Below are 15,420 nucleotides of genomic sequence, written 5' to 3' on the forward strand. Positions count from 1 at the left end.
TCAACTTTTTTTATAAGAAAACGTAATTAATCTTGTACAGTTGATAATTTTTTGTTTAATAAACTTGAGGTCACAAAAAGCATCTCTTATGTAGATTTACTCTACAGAAGGGATGCTTTATCGCAAAAAGACGTTACTCTTCAATCTGGATTTTCACCTTCGTTTTCAGCGACATGCATAGAGGGATTCTTGACATCAGAGGCGACAATGGAAAATCCTTTTTCTTGCTCAGCAGCTCGTGCTGGTTCGATCGCTACATTCAAGGCAGGTAGATTGGTTTGTTCAGAATATCATGAATGATAAAATAAGATTGAATTAGATGTAAATTACTTTATAGACAATATTTATTGGGGGTACTTTAAATGGAAAATAAAATTTGCTCATCATGCGGAAGTACTAATTTTCAAGAGGCAACAGATTATATTCCACTAAAGCCATCTAAAGGGTCATTTCATAGTGCTCAAAAAGTATTTTCGTTTTGTATGGATTGCGGTATCGTAGATGCGATTCGTATTGAGAACACAGAAATCTTTCAAAATAAAGAGTAAATATTCAATCTACAAAAAGAGCGTCCGATATGGATGCTTTTTTATAGAGAAAAAATGTAGTCGATCATGAAAAATAATTAGTTTTGTAAATAAGGAGTAATGTAGTGCCTATCTTTTTCTTAAATGGCACTGTAAATGCATATCTAACCAATGCAACCAGTCAGATGCACTTAACCAGCCAAGTTCATCATAATAAATCTTTTTTGAAGCATCTATAGTTTGAATATGCATTTTAACGCACTCCATTTGAGTAATTAATTATTTTGTGCTTTTTAGGAGAATAGCGTAATCCAGGTTACTTTCTAGTTCGATATTAAAATCATTTTTAAATTTACACGTACCTATGGAACTTCGTCATATAAAAAACAAAGTCTCCAAATCTTGTTCTCCTTTTCGAAGGCTGATGAAGTAAATTTAAGAACCCAAAAGCATCGTATCTTTTCTTAACAGAAATGGTACGATGCTTCTTTGTAGTTCCTCGATAGAATTAAAAAAATCTATAGTTAGTCATTCATAAAAGGGAAAAGTAGAAAAAGAAGAAGAGGTCTGGTCAAGATTGATTAATTCTTCTAATCTCCATTTAACTAATTTATTAATTGAATTAACTTTAATTCTGAAAAGTAAATTTAATAAATGTCACCTATCCTATTGTGATATAAGGTATCATTGGAAATAGTTTCTTAGGGAGTATATACCATAAAGAAAGTTATAAGAGGAAAAGAACAGGCAATTGATTTCTTGAAACTACTAACAAAAGAATTAAATCTTAAAGTAGATGAAGGAGAGGTATGATGAGAGAAAAAACTCGCATATTAATAGGGCTGCTACTAGCTTGCCTCTATATTTTACCGATGGTCTTACTGGGGGAACATGCACATGTCCGTATTCATGATAATCTAGACTCAAACATCACGTGGTATAAAACATTGGTCGATACCAATAGTATTTACTCAAGCCTTCATGCAAATGTTCCTGACTTATTGAATGGGGTCGTCTCGAGAAATGCTTTCGTCAGTGAGTTTACAGGTATCGTGTGGTTATATCAATGGTTCCCACCATTTACGGCATACGTGATCAGTCAAACGTTGGTCCGAATCTTTGCTTTCTTAGGAATGTACTTATTACTACGTGATTATGCGAAAGGGGTTATTCCTAAATCATATGCGCTGTGGGTAGCAGTTCTATTTTCTTGGACACCATTCTGGCCATCGGGCATGCTCAGCACGCTTGGGATGCCACTCTTATTGTGGGCTTATTGGAATATCTGGCATGGACGGAAAATAAAATCGAGTGCATTCGTATTGTTAGTGGTTCCGTTCTATTCGAGCTTCGTGCTAGGAATCGTTTTCTTTTTAGCAACGCTTGCCATTTACCATATGGTGAAGGAGATACGCGCACGTAGTTTTCATAGCCGTTTTTGGATCGCCTATGGCCTTCAGGTCCTTTTATACTTATTAATTGAATATCGACTGGTCTTCTCGATGCTGTGGGAAGAAGAGCCTACGAGTCGAAATGACTTCGAAACAGGGAATAACGGATTTTGGGTAAGTATTCGTTTATTTTTTAAGAATTTGGTGTTTGGTCATACACATGATCGCGCAGTACAATCGCCCATCATCCTCCTAACACTTCTGATTGTTGGATTTCTAGTATTTCGTCAAAAAGATCATGCAGCAAGACGAATTCGAACTTTGATGTGGTTTCTATTTGGACTATCGCTGTGGTATGCGTTTTGGTTTTATGAGGGGTGGAATCCGTTAAAGCAACATGTCTCTCTCATTAGAACTTTCAATTTCTCACGATTCCACTTCCTTCAACCGATGTTGTGGTATGCATTGTTTTACTTGATGCTCGACTGGCTATGGCGAACTGCTAAACGAAAATGGGTGACTTGTTTGCTCGTAGCCCAAACCCTTGTCTTGCTTGCATGGAATCCCGAGTTCCTCTATCGTCATCATCCATCCTATGAAGCGTTTTATGCGACTTCTCAGTTTTCTGACATTAAACGCTTTATCAACCAACCAACGAAAGACTATCAGGTCGCTTCTCTCGGATTGCACCCTGCGATCGCACAATACAATGGTATGCAAACCGTGGATGGTTATGTGAACTTTTATCCATTACGCTATAAAGCATCTTTCCGAAAGGTGATTGCTGGAGAATTGGATAAAAGTAAGCTATTACAACGTTATTTTGATACGTGGGGAAATCGAGTCTATGTGTTTTCATCTGAACTCGGTAAGGAATACGAGTACACAAAGGAGCATCAAGTACCGGTTCGACATTTATCTATCAATACAGCACAGTTGAAGCAAATCGGTGCGACATATCTTTTGTCTGCTGTACCAATCAAAAATGCTGCAGCCATTGGATTGCAGTACGAAAAAACGTTTGAAGATCAACATTCTGCTTGGAAGATTAGGTTATACCGTATCCAAGCTACTACAGAGAATACGAAGTAAGTTCATTTAAGGAGGAGTAATGGTATGACGATGACGACAATCCCTACGCTAGGCGTAATTATTCCGTGTTATAACGAGACGGAAGTATTACGCTTGACGGTCCATACGATGCACCGTTTCTTAACAGAGTGGCGAGAACGACACCTCATTTCTGAGGACTCCTTTGTCTTGTTCGTAGATGATGGAAGTCAGGATGATACCTGGTCCCAAATTGAAGATGTACACGCACAAGATGGTCGGTTTAGAGGATTAAAATTAGCACATAACGTAGGACATCAAAATGCTTTGTTCGCAGGTCTTGTCGAAGGACACACCGATGCGGATTGTGTTGTGTCAATGGATGCGGACCTTCAGGATGACGTAAAAGTGATTGAACAGTTTTTAAGTGAATTTGCGAAAGGGAATGATATCGTCTATGGGGTAAGAGAAGATCGTCAGACCGATAGCTGGTTTAAACGGTCGACTGCTCAAGGCTTTTATCGCTTCATCGACTGGTTGGGTGTAGAGACTATCTTCAATCATGCAGACTATCGTCTCATGAGCAAACGAGCTGTCGAAACACTTTGTGCACATCCGGAACGCAATCTCTTTTTGCGGGGGATGGTACCTTCGCTTGGTTTTCAAACAGCAGAAGTGACCTATACACGTCAATCACGTCCAGCAGGCGAATCAAAATATCCATTACGAAAGATGATGGCACTCGCATGGGATGGGGTGACCTCGTTTAGTGTTCGTCCGATTAAGTTGTTATTTTTAGTCTCACTATTCATGCTCATCGTCTCGATCGGTTTTGTCGGATATGCTCTTTATCGTAGATATGAAGGAGAAGCGATGGATGGGTGGACGTCTTTAATGATGTCGATCTGGTTCATCGGCGGGCTTCAATTACTAGGTATTGGACTGATAGGAGAATACATCGGTAAAATATATCAGGAAGTCAAACGACGTCCTCGTTATGTCGTCGAGAAAAAACGAGAATGATGACCTTTCTTCGTTTCTTATTAGTAGGAGTTCTTAATACGCTGGTTGGTCTGACGCTGACACTGATTTGTTTTCATGTCTTGCATACTGGTTATTGGGGAGCGACGGCGATCGGGAATGCATGTGGTGTTTGGGTCAGCTATATGCTAAATCGTCGCTTCACCTTTCGTCAAGAGGCTGGAGGATGGCCCTATTGGATACGTTTTTTGATCGTCGTTTCGATTAGTTATCTCATCGCTTATCGTCTTAGTTTATGGGGAGTGCATTACGTATTGCCAAATCTACAAGAGACTGGAGCGATTCTGATCGGGATGATTATCTATACGGGGTTAAATTATCTAGGTCAGTCTTATTGGGTATTTCGCAAATCATGATGATAAAACAAGCTATCTATAGAGGTAGCTTGTTTTTTTTATCCTCTCAATTGCACTTGCAAAAGCACAGTAGCAAATCAAAAGACTGACAAATGAATTTTCAAATTATAGAAATCAACCACTCAGATTAGAGTGAGGAAAGTCATTTCCAATTTGATAAGATGACGCATTCAACGTATGCATCACATAGTTATATGGGTGGATATGCTATTTCTCATGTAATCGACCATGCCTATTCCTTATTCATCGACTCCCTTCAGTCCACCACATTAAATGATCGTTGATGAACGAATCCCAAAAGAAGAATGAAAGTAAAGTATCCGTGAAATCTAATTTACAGACTTAAATTTATTACAAACGACATCAATAAATCGCAATTTCTTCTTGTAGTAAATAATTCTGTTAAAAATAAGAAATTTTTATTTTTTAGTTGGTCCGTTATTACTCCTTCTCGATAAAGTAAAAGTCTATGAACTTAAACGATAAGAAGCAGTTCCTGTCATGTAGAGACAGGAACTGCTTCTTATCAAACCATTATATCGTCGGTAATTCTAAAATTCTTAAGAGATAGAAAAAAGTAAGACAGAAAGATATGTCACTTCGTTTCAAAACAAACATACGTTCGTTTTATGTGACAATTTAAATAAAAGTGTCCTTACTTAATTTTCATAATATTAGTATAATCCATATCAAAATATAAGTCTATATCTTGATAACTATCTTCTCTATAGTAAAGCTACGAAAAGAAGACGCTATTCGTTAACTATGAGAGGAGTTATTATGAACAAAACTACATGGAATCCTAATGTGAAAGTCAGACTGATAGGAGAAGGTCTTTTCAATCTGCTATTTTGGATGTACTTTCCTTTTCTAACGGTCTATTTTGGTAAAGGACTAGGGTTACAGACTGCTGGATTAATAATGGCACTGCCCCCCTTAATAAGTATTGTCGGAAGTTTAACCGGAGGAAGCTTTGCGGATACGTTAGGGAGACGTCCTGTGATGCTGATCGGAACATTTTTGCAAATGACCATGTTTATTCTATTTGCTGTCTCTTCTTCTCCTTGGATTAATTATGTTGCCTTTATCGGAATTAATATAGGCGCAGCATTTTATCGTCCTGCTAGTTCAGCGATGATAGCGGACACAGTTCCAAAAGATGAATTGCGACAAGTGTATGCGACATTTATGACCGTGAACAATATTGGTGCCGTTTTAGGACCGATCATTGGAGCAGTCTTCTTTTTTCAACATCGTCAACTGTTATTGTGGACCTGTGCAATAGTTCTCTTTCTTTACTTCATAACGATCTATTTTATTGTTAGTGAAACCTTACCTGTCCAATCCAAGCAAAAAGATGTAACGACCCCACTTAAATATGCGTTTCAGTCTAAGTGGTCTGGCTATCGACTTATTCTCAAAGATCGTATTTTTCTGCTATACGTAATTGCGGGAACCTGTTCACTCTTCCCAGTGATGCAACTCGATCTCTACTTACCAGTTTACGTGATAGACAATGTGCCTAAACAACCTCTCGTACCGCACTTGCTGGATTCTTTTCAGCTCACGAGCCAATCCATTTTTGGCTATCTGGTAAGCTTTAATGGTCTTTTGTTTGTCATCTTGATCCTTCCCGTAACGAATCGACTTAAAAATTGGTCAGAAAGACGTCTCTTCGTCGTTTCGACCTTACTTGCAGGAGGAGGTACATTTTTAGTCGGATGGAATAACAACATCTGGTTTTTGTTTGGTTGTACGCTCATCTTCACGTTAGGTGAGATCATGCGTACACCAGTCACGCAGAGTTTCATCGGTCATTATGCTCCAGAGGAGGCAAGAGGTCAGTATCTAGCTGCTGATAGTCTTCAAAACACACTTGGTAAGACGCTAGCACCTCTCGCTATCTACGCATCAGGATGGATCGCCCCGCTTGGTATCTTCACTATCATTCTCCTTTTTGCTATCATTGGAGCTTGTTTATATCTGCTATTATTTAGACTGTATTCTCCCACTTGACAATCAGGTTGATAATACAAAGTGTACGATTACAAATAAAATATTAATTTAGGCTTTAGAATGATTTCACAAAAATAATAATTACTATAGATAATTAATATCAGATAAATGCTATCTAAAATATCTTAAATCAGCATGAATGAGATGATTTCAACATTTCGCGACAATGAGTTGTCGACGTCAAGTAGAAATTGACGTTTTCTGCTCGATTGATAAGTTATTTATTCTTCACGGATGTTCTTGATACCATGTAGTGTTATTGTTTCGTCCATTTCGCACTCCGACCAAGACCGGATGGGGCAATGATCCCCTCGTCACGTAAGTCACGCAATACGCGATTGATTGTCGCCTCACTGATGTCGGGACAAGCCTTCCTTACGTCTGCTTTCGTGAACGGTGTGATTCGTCCTTCAACGAAACGACGAATCCGATTGTTCTTGTTCTGACTACCCGTCGTGACCAATCCGACGCGATCTTCAAGCTCCTTATAAGCAGCAAGAATCGTGCTCAGCAAGTAGTTGATCCATGGAAACGGATCTTGTTGGTTTTGGTGCCAACGCACGGAAGAGAGACGGAGTGACTCATAATAATCTTCCTTCCGCGATTCGACGATCTTCTCAAGACTGATGTAGCGTCCGACCTCGAAGCCATACTGATAGAGCAGCAAGAGGGTCAACAATCGTGCCATTCGACCATTCCCGTCATTGAACGGATGAATGGATAGGAAATCGAGGACGAACAAGCTCGTCAGGATGAGCGGGTCGACGTCCTCTTGTTGCCGACGCTCTCGTAGGCTGTCGCATAACGCCTGCATCGCTGCCGGTGTCCGAACGCAGGGACGGGGATGAAGCGAGTCCGGCGCGTGCCATCCGGGAACGTCTCACTAATCTCGTTGTCGACGTTCTTCCACCGCCCACCTTCGACGGGGACGAACTTATAGAGTTCCTTGTGGAGTTGCAACAGAATATTCGCATTGACCGGGATGTCCTCGGCTGAAGCGTTGATCAGGTTAAGTACGTCGCGGTAACCAGCAATCTCTGCTTCTAAACGGTCGGCAGGGTCGGCTGACTTTGACATGATGGTCTGAAGACGACTTTCCGTGACGATGATTCCTTCGATCGCATTCGAGGCTTTCGTCGACTGGATGACGGCGACATCGCGTAAGGTGTTAAGGATTTGAGGCGCTTGCTGTTTATAGAGATCCTGTTTGCCTTTATACTCATTGATCCGTCCAATCAAGCGGACGGTCTCCATCGGCAGGGCGAGCTCTTTGAGATAGGTATATGTATAGTCGCGCATTCGTCGAACTCACTTCGCAAAATAGATCACTTTAGATTAAATATACTCATTTTTACATTATTTGACTATATTTAAACTCATTATAATGTATTTAAAGTCGTTCAAACACATATAAACATAGTCAAATTATCATATTTAGACTATGTTTATTTATTTATGACCATGATTACTTGTCAATCCGAAAGTCGGACAATCCTGACTGATTTGAACGGAACAATCCTGACATGGAAAGCGTCTCATCGATTGCTTCCATATTTTTAGCAGTTTTTCACTTCATTTGAATTCATCGAACTAAAATCAATCGTTTCAGTTTTTCTTCTGTACCGGATTCCTCGACAGGTGTATAGATGCTACATCGCAAGTCGTCTTCTCCCTGCACTTGAAGAGAGGTCAGGTCGAATAGCATCTTGCCAACTTTTCCATGACGGAATTCAATCAGGATTTCCGGAGCCTTACTGACCTGACTCTCCATCCAGAGTGATTTGAATTCAGGATACGTATTACTCATCTCCTGTATGAAGGACGTATACCATTCATCACCAGAGTATTGACCGTAGTATGTACGGAAAATGGACAAGAATCCTTTGGCGAAGTGTTCCCAATTCCCGGCAAGTACTTTAAATTCTTTCTGTGAGAACAAGAGGCGAATGAGGTTACGTTGTGATTCTGGAATGGTCGCAAAATCTACGAACACATGGGCCGCTGCAGGATTCCAGCCGACGATATGGCAGTAACGATCCGTAATGATCGTCGGACACGTCGTCAAGGCAGAGAGAATTTTTTCGAGTGACGGACTGATAGTCATAGGGGAAGCTTGAATTTTCATACTGACGACCTGCGTCCCTAATGCTAAATCGTTCAAATATTCGTGTTCATCCCTGTTCAGACATAACGCCTGGGCGATACAGTCTAAGACGCTTCTAGATACCTTAATATCCCGTCCTTGTTCTAACCAGGTGTACCATGTCGTACTGACTCCTGCTAATTGAGCAACTTCCTCTCTTCTCAAGCCAGGCGTTCTCCTTCTTGATCCAGGCGGTAGCCCCACTGATTCCGGTTTGAGCTGTGCTCTTTTCGTCTTCAAAAAATAGGATAGAGCTTCTAATCGATTCGAGTCGTCCATATACGTTCCTCCTGATTTCTATCCATCCAAGTATCAATTATAATAGGATAAATGAACACTTGTAATAGGATATATGACACGTATGATTATCTCATACTATTACAAGGAGTGAAGAAAAATGGAGCGTGTAGTGATTACAGGAATGGGTGTCGTCTCACCAATCGGAAACGATGTGGAGTCCTTTTGGAATAATATGATTGCTGGAAATTCAGGCATCACGGAAATCGATACGTTTGATACGACTGATTTCAAAGTAAAGATTGCAGGGAGTGTAAAAAACTTTGATGCGGAAAAGGCGATTGGTAAAAAAGCCTCTCGTAACCTGGATCGCTTCGTCCAGTTCGCATTAGCGGCTGCTGATCAAGCCTGGAACGATTCTAAGCTAGGAGAATCTGATCTGGATCGGGAAAGACTTGCTGTATATGTGGGTTCAGGTGTAGGAGGGATTGAAACGTTAATTGACGGTGTTCATGCTTTACACCAAAAAGGTCCGAGAAGGGTCAGTCCAAGTCTCGTACCTTCCATGATGTCTAACGCAGCAGCCGCTCAAATTAGCATCAAGTGGCAAGCGATGGGACCTTCCATGTCACCTGTATCCGCTTGTGCAATCGGAAACACGGCTATTGGTGAAGCATATCGACTCATTCGAATGGGAGAGGCTGATGCTGCATTCGCTGGTGGAACAGAAGCGGGTATCACTGAATTGTCTATAGCAAGCTTCGGTAATGCGACGGCATTGTCTACAAGAAACGAATCACCCGCTAAAGCGAGTCGTCCTTTTGACGCGACACGCGATGGTTTCGTGATGTCGGAGGGAGCAGGCATCTTGATACTGGAATCGTTATCGCACGCAAAGCAACGAGGTGCGTCCATCTATGCGGAAGTCGTCGGATACGGAGCAAGTTCCGATGCCTATCATATAGTAGCGACTCATCCAGAAGGTCAGGGAGCATACCTCGCTATGAAGCGGGCCGTTCAACAGGCAGGGATTGAGACGAATGACATCGATGTGATCAGTGCCCATGCGACGAGTACGATCGTCGGCGATCAGTCCGAGACACGTGCGATTAAAAAATTGTTTGCAGAACATGCGAACATACTACCGGTGACGGCGAACAAATCAATGCTAGGTCACATGCTCGGTGCTGCCGGTGGAGCGGAAGCGATCGCGCTTGCGAAATGTTTACAGGAAGGAATCATTCCACCGACGATTAATCTTGAAGTCGATGATCCAACGTGTGACCTGGATTATGTAGCAGGAGGGGCTCGTTCGCTGGAGATGCAGTACGGACTATCCAATTCTTTCGGATTCGGTGGTCATAACGCCGCCATCGTCTTGAAAAAATATATGGATTAAGCATCAGAGTTTGGGTTCGGACAAGAGAACTCAATGAGTAAGTACTCGCTGAAAATGGATTGTATACATTTCGACGTCGAAATGTATACAATCTTTTTTGTGTATCCAATTCTTATTAAATGTTAGTGATTCGGAAACCTTCACTATTGCTGTGTCGTCATTCATCCAACGATTCATGACACGTTCTATCTATTTTACATAAAACGCGAATCATCAGTTCTAGTCAGAGTTTGCCTTAACTAGGACATCATGATCTTTATTTTAGTAATCCACCCTCTGAAGGGAGGTTTGAATCCACACCTAAAAAAATAACTGTATGTGTTGTCATTCTAATTCTAGCTTTTTCATCATATCGTCAAAAGAGAAGGCTTTTGATTGATTATCATGTACTTCCTAAGATATGAGTTTTAGATGCTTTATTTATAGATATCCCGACGATGTCCAATCTCAAGAATCAATATCACGACTTTCTCATCCTGGATGTCAGCAATCAGACGATAGTCGCCGATGCGATACCGCCATTCGCCAGAGCGATTCGAGACGAGTCCTTTCCCATGACGACGCGGATCATCCGTCCCGACAAGGTTCTTCTTGATCCAGGACATGATGATCCGCGCTTGTTGTGGGTCCATCTTCTTGAGAGATTTTTGAGCCCCGCGCTCGAATTCTACATTATAAGCTGTCATTCTAAATCAAGTTCCTTCATCATGTCGTCGAAAGATATCGCTTCTGATTTTTTACGGTGTGCTGCCATGGAATCATGATAGAGTTGCAAATCGATTTCGTCTTCGATACGGTCGAGGACGGCATCGCGAACGAGTGTAGAAATCGTGATGTTCTTTGCCTTCGCATATTCCTTGATAAGTCGTGTATCCTGATCATCCAGACGTACGGAAATAGTACTCATGATTATCAGCTCCTTTGTAATACATTGTAATACATATTAAGGTTTTAGTACATAGGATTGAGAGCGGAAACCCTGAACGAATATTCTTTGAAGTGCTGAAATTCGGCTTTTAAATATCGTGGATGAGTACGATTAGATTAAAAAAGTGGATTAAATCATGGTCAAATTGAAGTAAACATACTCATTCATTTTTATTTTGACCATTTTTGGGAAGGCGATGATCTTTTATTCTACTCGTTTCCGACAATAGAATATGCATCTAAACGACGCCACGTATCGATTACAGAATATAAAAAAAGGTATGGATTTGTTTAAAGTATTTGTACCTTGATCTGTTTTTGTCATATGTATTGGTTTATTTCAAGATGTCATTGAGTTTGATAGAGAAAATCTCCCTACAACACGTAAACGGTTATTGTAATCCATCTGTCTGTTTTTTTATGGAATGCAACAAAGATATAATTCTCTCAGTGAAGTAACTTTTGGTATCTGTATCCTTTCAAAAGATCAGCTTCACCTTTAAAGGACCATTCCTCTATTTTAGAATCTGGATGTAATTTAAAATAATGGTCGAGGATATCGTGTCCTAAATTATAGTTACTCCAGCGGGGAATGTCTTTTTGGGGACTACCGCCCACAAGGTCCTCGTATGTAGCTTCACCAGATTGAATCAATTTTGCGACATGTTTTTTCGTCTTTTCATCCATTGGAGTATCCCATGGGGCCTTCACATCTTTAAGGACTCGATCAGCAAAAGCATCCGCTTTTCCCTCGATAATGACCGAATCGAGTAATTTGTTCATCTGATATTTATTTCTGTCATGGAGAATCAAATGATGGTATTCATGCGCAACCGTATAAGCTAAAGCATCCTTATCGAAATTCGAATCCATATATAGAACAACCGCATCTTTATATGCCCCTGCTGCTACTCCGCCCATAGGTTGGAAAACTCACGAATCCTCCACCTCTAAGCAACGTGTATGTGGAGATAGATCAACTATGTCTCTACTCGATATAGCGTATCAAATCCACTATATATACTCACTGCGTGATAAGGAGGCGAATCGTGTGCTACCTATCTGCAGAATGTTATCTTATCTTACCGACTCTTCGAAAGGAGTACATGGACAAAGCGCTTGTTCCTGAATCTGTGCTATCCGTAAGTGAATGTATCTGTACGCACTATCCTAATATCAATAATTAGATTTCATGACTATCGAAATGTGCTTTCACGATCTTGAGAAATTCTTTGGAAAGAGGCGTCATTTTGTCTGAGGACTTGACAATTAATCCGAGATGTCTAACCACAGGAGGATGTAAGGGTAATAGATGAACATGAGTCTCCCGTTTAGGAACTGCCAAGTTTGGCATAATACTAATACCTAATTTTCCTTTCACCATAGACAGTACAGTTTCATTCTCCTTACTATTATATGAGGTACGTAATGAAAGACCAGCTTTACGACATTCCTCCTCGATAAGGACTTCACATCCAGATCGTAACATGATGAATGATTCCTCTTCGAAATCAGCTATCGTAACAACATCTTTTTCTATAAAAGGGTGTCCATCATATACGACAACAGATAAAGGATCTTGCGTCAGTGCTATACTCTCGAAACCTTTAACTGGTAATGCTGTAAAACCGAGATCCACCGTACCTTCTTCCACCCACTTTTCAATATCATCATAGCTACCCTCATACAATACCAATTCAACATTCTGGAAACGTTCTTTGAATATAGAAAACAAAATCGGTATAAAGGTAGCTGTAAAACTTGGGAAACTCCCAACAGCAATCTTTCCTAATTCTAATCCTTGCAAAGAAGAAACTTTTTGCTCTATATGAGCCATGTTTGTCACAATATTGCGTATGTGTGGAATAATATATTCCCCTGCAGTAGTTAACGATGTCCCACCTCGTCCTCGATTCAAAAGTGTTACTCCTAGTTCAGATTCCAGTGTTGTAATGTTATGACTTACTCCAGATTGTGTCAGTCCAATCTTTTGACCTGCTTTCGTAAAACTACCACTTTCCACTACGTTTAAAAGCACTTCTAATTGAAATAAATTCAATGTACTTCACATCCTTTTCTGTATTATACATGAGAGATACAAATGATTAGAATGAAAAACATTCATTTTACTTATTTTATTTTTACAAATACACTAAAAACAGACAGATTGAATCAAAAAATAAAAGAATTGGAGAGTGGATGTATTGATGAATCAGAAGTATGAAAAAATCCTTTCACCTTATACCTTGTCGAATGGAGTAACTTTGGCGAATCGAGTCGTTGTTGCACCGATGACCACCTATTCAGGAAATATAGATGGAAGCGTCTCTTCCGGAGAGTTGGATTACTATAGCAGAAGAGCACAAGGACCAGCTATGTTTATTACCGCGGCTGCGACCATTTCATCACTCGGGACTAGTTTTCCTCGTCAAATGAAAGCATATGGAGAACACAATATACCAGGTCTTTCGCAGTTGGCTAATAAAATAAAAGAAAAGGGAGCAAGAGCAATCCTTCAGCTTCATCATGGAGGTAGCGAGAGTCTAATCGGATACATAAGTGAAAGGCGAATGGTTAGCCCGAGTGGTATCGTGGCGAGCCTTTACAAGGATTCAAGTGATGATTACGTTCCACGTGCGTTAGAACACGAAGAAATTCTATCTACTATTCAGGATTTTGGACGAGCAACAGAGATAGCTATACGTGCAGGGTTTGATGGTGTGGAAATTCATGGAGCCAACGGATATCTGATTCAACAATTTTTTTCGAGATATTCAAATCTTCGAACAGATATGTGGGGAGGAACACTAGAAAAACGGATGTCCTTTCCATTAGCTGTTATTGAAGAAGTAAAACGAGTCCGAGATCAATATGCGAACAATAATTTTATTATTGGTTATCGCTTCTCACCAGAAGAACCAGAAAAGAATGGTTTGAACATGGAGGAAACAATCGCCTTTGTAGATCGATTGTCTAATCAAGGCTTGTCGTACCTCCATCTTTCAGTCAAAAACGTTTGGTCCATGCCTCGAAGTGGTTCAAATCAAACAAAAACAAGATCAGAGATTTTTCGGGATGTGATTGCGGATAGAACAAGTTTTCTGTCACTCGGTTCTATACACACACCAGATGATGCCTTGAACGTATTAGAAAAAGGAATTCCATTATTCGGATTAGGAAGAGAGTTATTAATGGAACCAGATTGGGTTCGAAAACTAATAGCAGGAAGAGAAGAAGAAATTCGTACGACCTTGTCACACGATGATCAACAAACGCTCTCCATTCCGGATGAAATGTGGAAAAATATTCTTACGCGTGATGGATTGCCTGCACAACGATGAATAAATGTGTAAGCAAAAAGGGGAGATAGACGTGAACAAGAATGCTTTGTTTCAACTAAGTATAGCTATGACTATCTTTGGATCAATTGGCTTTTTTTCAACTTTTACAGGTCTTCCGGCAATTGAATTAGTGTGGGTTCGATGTATTTGTGCTGCTGTATTTCTTATAATGGCATGGATCGTATCTGGACGCTTTAAAAGGGAAAAATGGAATAGGAAAGAACTCATATACATTGCTTGTTGTGGTATGACGAATGTTTGTAATTGGGTGTTTCTTTTTAAAGCATTTGAAAGAACGTCCATTACAATTGCCATAACCTTATATCACTTAGCTCCTATTATTGTTCTTGTGATGGGTAGTCTTTTCTTTAAAGAAAAAAAGACGAAACTCATGTATGTATCTATGTTAGTTTGTTTTATTGGAACATTGAGTATTATAGGTACCGATGGTGTGCGGTTTGCTTCAGAAAGCTGGAGGGGGATCGTGTACAGCATCATCGCAGCATGTTTCTATGCAGCAACAATGCTATTAGGAAAGAGTATTACAAAAACTAGTGTATATGCGACCACTTTTATTCAAATGGTGATCGGTCTGATTGTGTTACTTCCATTCATTCATTTTAATAACTATCAAGCAATTGATACTTCTCAGTGGATGTACGTCACTGTAACCGGAGTTATTCATACAGGTATAGTTTATTTTCTGTTTTTCAATAGCATTCGTCATTTATCAACGACAGTTGTCTCTTCTATGGTTTTTGTCGACCCTACAGTGGCTATTTTATTAGACGTTTTTTTCGGAAATGTGTATCTAAGGTGGCTACAGCTATTCGGTATATTGTGTATCTTTATCGGATTGTTTTATTCGCTTAAAGCAAGCAGTCATATTGCTAGTATCACTGAAGAAAACTATATTACTCGAACAGGAAAAGTAAGAAGGCAGTAATCTATATTCTTTTAAGAACCACTCTTTCTTTTTGATGTAAATAATC

General features: G+C 40.0%; 15 protein-coding genes and 1 pseudogene. 8 read left to right on the forward strand and 8 right to left on the reverse strand.

Translation table 11 applies throughout. The features are described 5' to 3' along the window. Positions 1-140: 140 nt before the first annotated feature. Positions 141-275, reverse strand: a pseudogene (locus B3S86_RS05145) (methyl-accepting chemotaxis protein); the annotation flags it as partial. Positions 276-362: 87 nt separating this feature from the next. Between B3S86_RS05145 and B3S86_RS05150 the strand changes: the two are divergent. The 5 genes from B3S86_RS05150 to B3S86_RS05170 all read left to right on the forward strand — a co-directional run bounded on the left by B3S86_RS05150 (position 363) and on the right by B3S86_RS05170 (position 6,381). Beyond that, positions 363-548, forward strand: a complete 186-nt coding sequence (locus B3S86_RS05150) for a hypothetical protein (RefSeq protein WP_035408297.1) — start codon at positions 363-365, stop codon at positions 546-548. A 791-nt stretch (positions 549-1,339) separates the two neighbouring features. After that, positions 1,340-3,010: a DUF6044 family protein gene (locus B3S86_RS05155; RefSeq protein WP_290749883.1), complete on the forward strand. Its 1,671-nt coding sequence runs from the start codon at positions 1,340-1,342 to the stop codon at positions 3,008-3,010. Between the two features lie 24 nt (positions 3,011-3,034). Next, a complete protein-coding gene (locus B3S86_RS05160; protein ID WP_231496861.1) occupies positions 3,035-3,991 on the forward strand; it encodes a glycosyltransferase family 2 protein in 957 nt (318 codons plus the stop codon). Next, complete coding sequence (locus tag B3S86_RS05165) at positions 3,988-4,365, forward strand: GtrA family protein (RefSeq protein WP_052169496.1); 378 nt, start codon at positions 3,988-3,990, stop codon at positions 4,363-4,365. The genes B3S86_RS05160 and B3S86_RS05165 overlap by 4 nt, the downstream gene beginning before the upstream one ends. A gap of 780 nt (positions 4,366-5,145) precedes the next feature. Beyond that, positions 5,146-6,381 (forward strand): MDR family MFS transporter, encoded by a 1,236-nt coding sequence (locus B3S86_RS05170; RefSeq protein WP_290749891.1) that lies wholly within the window; start codon positions 5,146-5,148, stop codon positions 6,379-6,381. Between the two features lie 256 nt (positions 6,382-6,637). On the opposite strand, the gene B3S86_RS05175 is transcribed toward B3S86_RS05170, so the two are convergent. The 3 genes from B3S86_RS05175 to B3S86_RS05185 form a co-directional block, all read right to left on the reverse strand. Continuing rightward, complete coding sequence (locus tag B3S86_RS05175; RefSeq protein WP_290749894.1) at positions 6,638-7,195, reverse strand: Fic family protein; 558 nt, start codon at positions 7,193-7,195, stop codon at positions 6,638-6,640. Further along, positions 7,129-7,680 (reverse strand): Fic family protein, encoded by a 552-nt coding sequence (locus tag B3S86_RS05180; RefSeq protein ID WP_290749897.1) that lies wholly within the window; start codon positions 7,678-7,680, stop codon positions 7,129-7,131. The genes B3S86_RS05175 and B3S86_RS05180 overlap by 67 nt, the downstream gene beginning before the upstream one ends. 283 nt (positions 7,681-7,963) lie before the next feature. Continuing rightward, positions 7,964-8,803: a helix-turn-helix transcriptional regulator gene (locus B3S86_RS05185; protein ID WP_035408292.1), complete on the reverse strand. Its 840-nt coding sequence runs from the start codon at positions 8,801-8,803 to the stop codon at positions 7,964-7,966. Positions 8,804-8,921: 118 nt separating this feature from the next. Here B3S86_RS05185 and fabF point away from each other — a divergent pair, with 118 nt between their 5' ends. Continuing rightward, a complete protein-coding gene (gene fabF, locus B3S86_RS05190; RefSeq protein ID WP_290749901.1) occupies positions 8,922-10,160 on the forward strand; it encodes a beta-ketoacyl-ACP synthase II in 1,239 nt (412 codons plus the stop codon). Between the two features lie 416 nt (positions 10,161-10,576). Here the strand turns inward: fabF and B3S86_RS05195 are convergent, their stop codons facing one another. From B3S86_RS05195 to B3S86_RS05210, 4 genes are all read right to left on the reverse strand, one after another. Continuing rightward, positions 10,577-10,846, reverse strand: a complete 270-nt coding sequence (locus B3S86_RS05195; RefSeq protein ID WP_035408288.1) for a type II toxin-antitoxin system RelE family toxin — start codon at positions 10,844-10,846, stop codon at positions 10,577-10,579. After that, the gene (relB, locus tag B3S86_RS05200) at positions 10,843-11,067 is read right to left on the reverse strand and encodes a type II toxin-antitoxin system RelB family antitoxin (protein ID WP_026829710.1); all 225 of its coding nucleotides are present in this window, start codon (positions 11,065-11,067) and stop codon (positions 10,843-10,845) included. Before relB ends, B3S86_RS05195 begins: the two co-directional genes overlap by 4 nt. Before the next feature lie 467 nt (positions 11,068-11,534). Continuing rightward, a complete protein-coding gene (locus tag B3S86_RS05205) occupies positions 11,535-12,008 on the reverse strand; it encodes a DUF2268 domain-containing putative Zn-dependent protease (protein WP_290749905.1) in 474 nt (157 codons plus the stop codon). Between the two features lie 262 nt (positions 12,009-12,270). Continuing rightward, a complete protein-coding gene (locus B3S86_RS05210) occupies positions 12,271-13,146 on the reverse strand; it encodes a LysR family transcriptional regulator (protein ID WP_290749908.1) in 876 nt (291 codons plus the stop codon). Between the two features lie 148 nt (positions 13,147-13,294). Between B3S86_RS05210 and B3S86_RS05215 the strand changes: the two genes are divergently transcribed. Continuing rightward, positions 13,295-14,428, forward strand: a complete 1,134-nt coding sequence (locus tag B3S86_RS05215) for an NADH-dependent flavin oxidoreductase (RefSeq protein ID WP_290749910.1) — start codon at positions 13,295-13,297, stop codon at positions 14,426-14,428. Positions 14,429-14,432: 4 nt separating this feature from the next. Beyond that, the gene (locus B3S86_RS05220) at positions 14,433-15,374 is read left to right on the forward strand and encodes a DMT family transporter (RefSeq protein ID WP_414651165.1); all 942 of its coding nucleotides are present in this window, start codon (positions 14,433-14,435) and stop codon (positions 15,372-15,374) included. Positions 15,375-15,420 lie beyond the last annotated feature (46 nt).

It is taken from the genome of Exiguobacterium sp. UBA3968 (assembly GCF_002385115.1).
Taxonomy (GTDB): domain Bacteria; phylum Bacillota; class Bacilli; order Exiguobacteriales; family Exiguobacteriaceae; genus Exiguobacterium_A.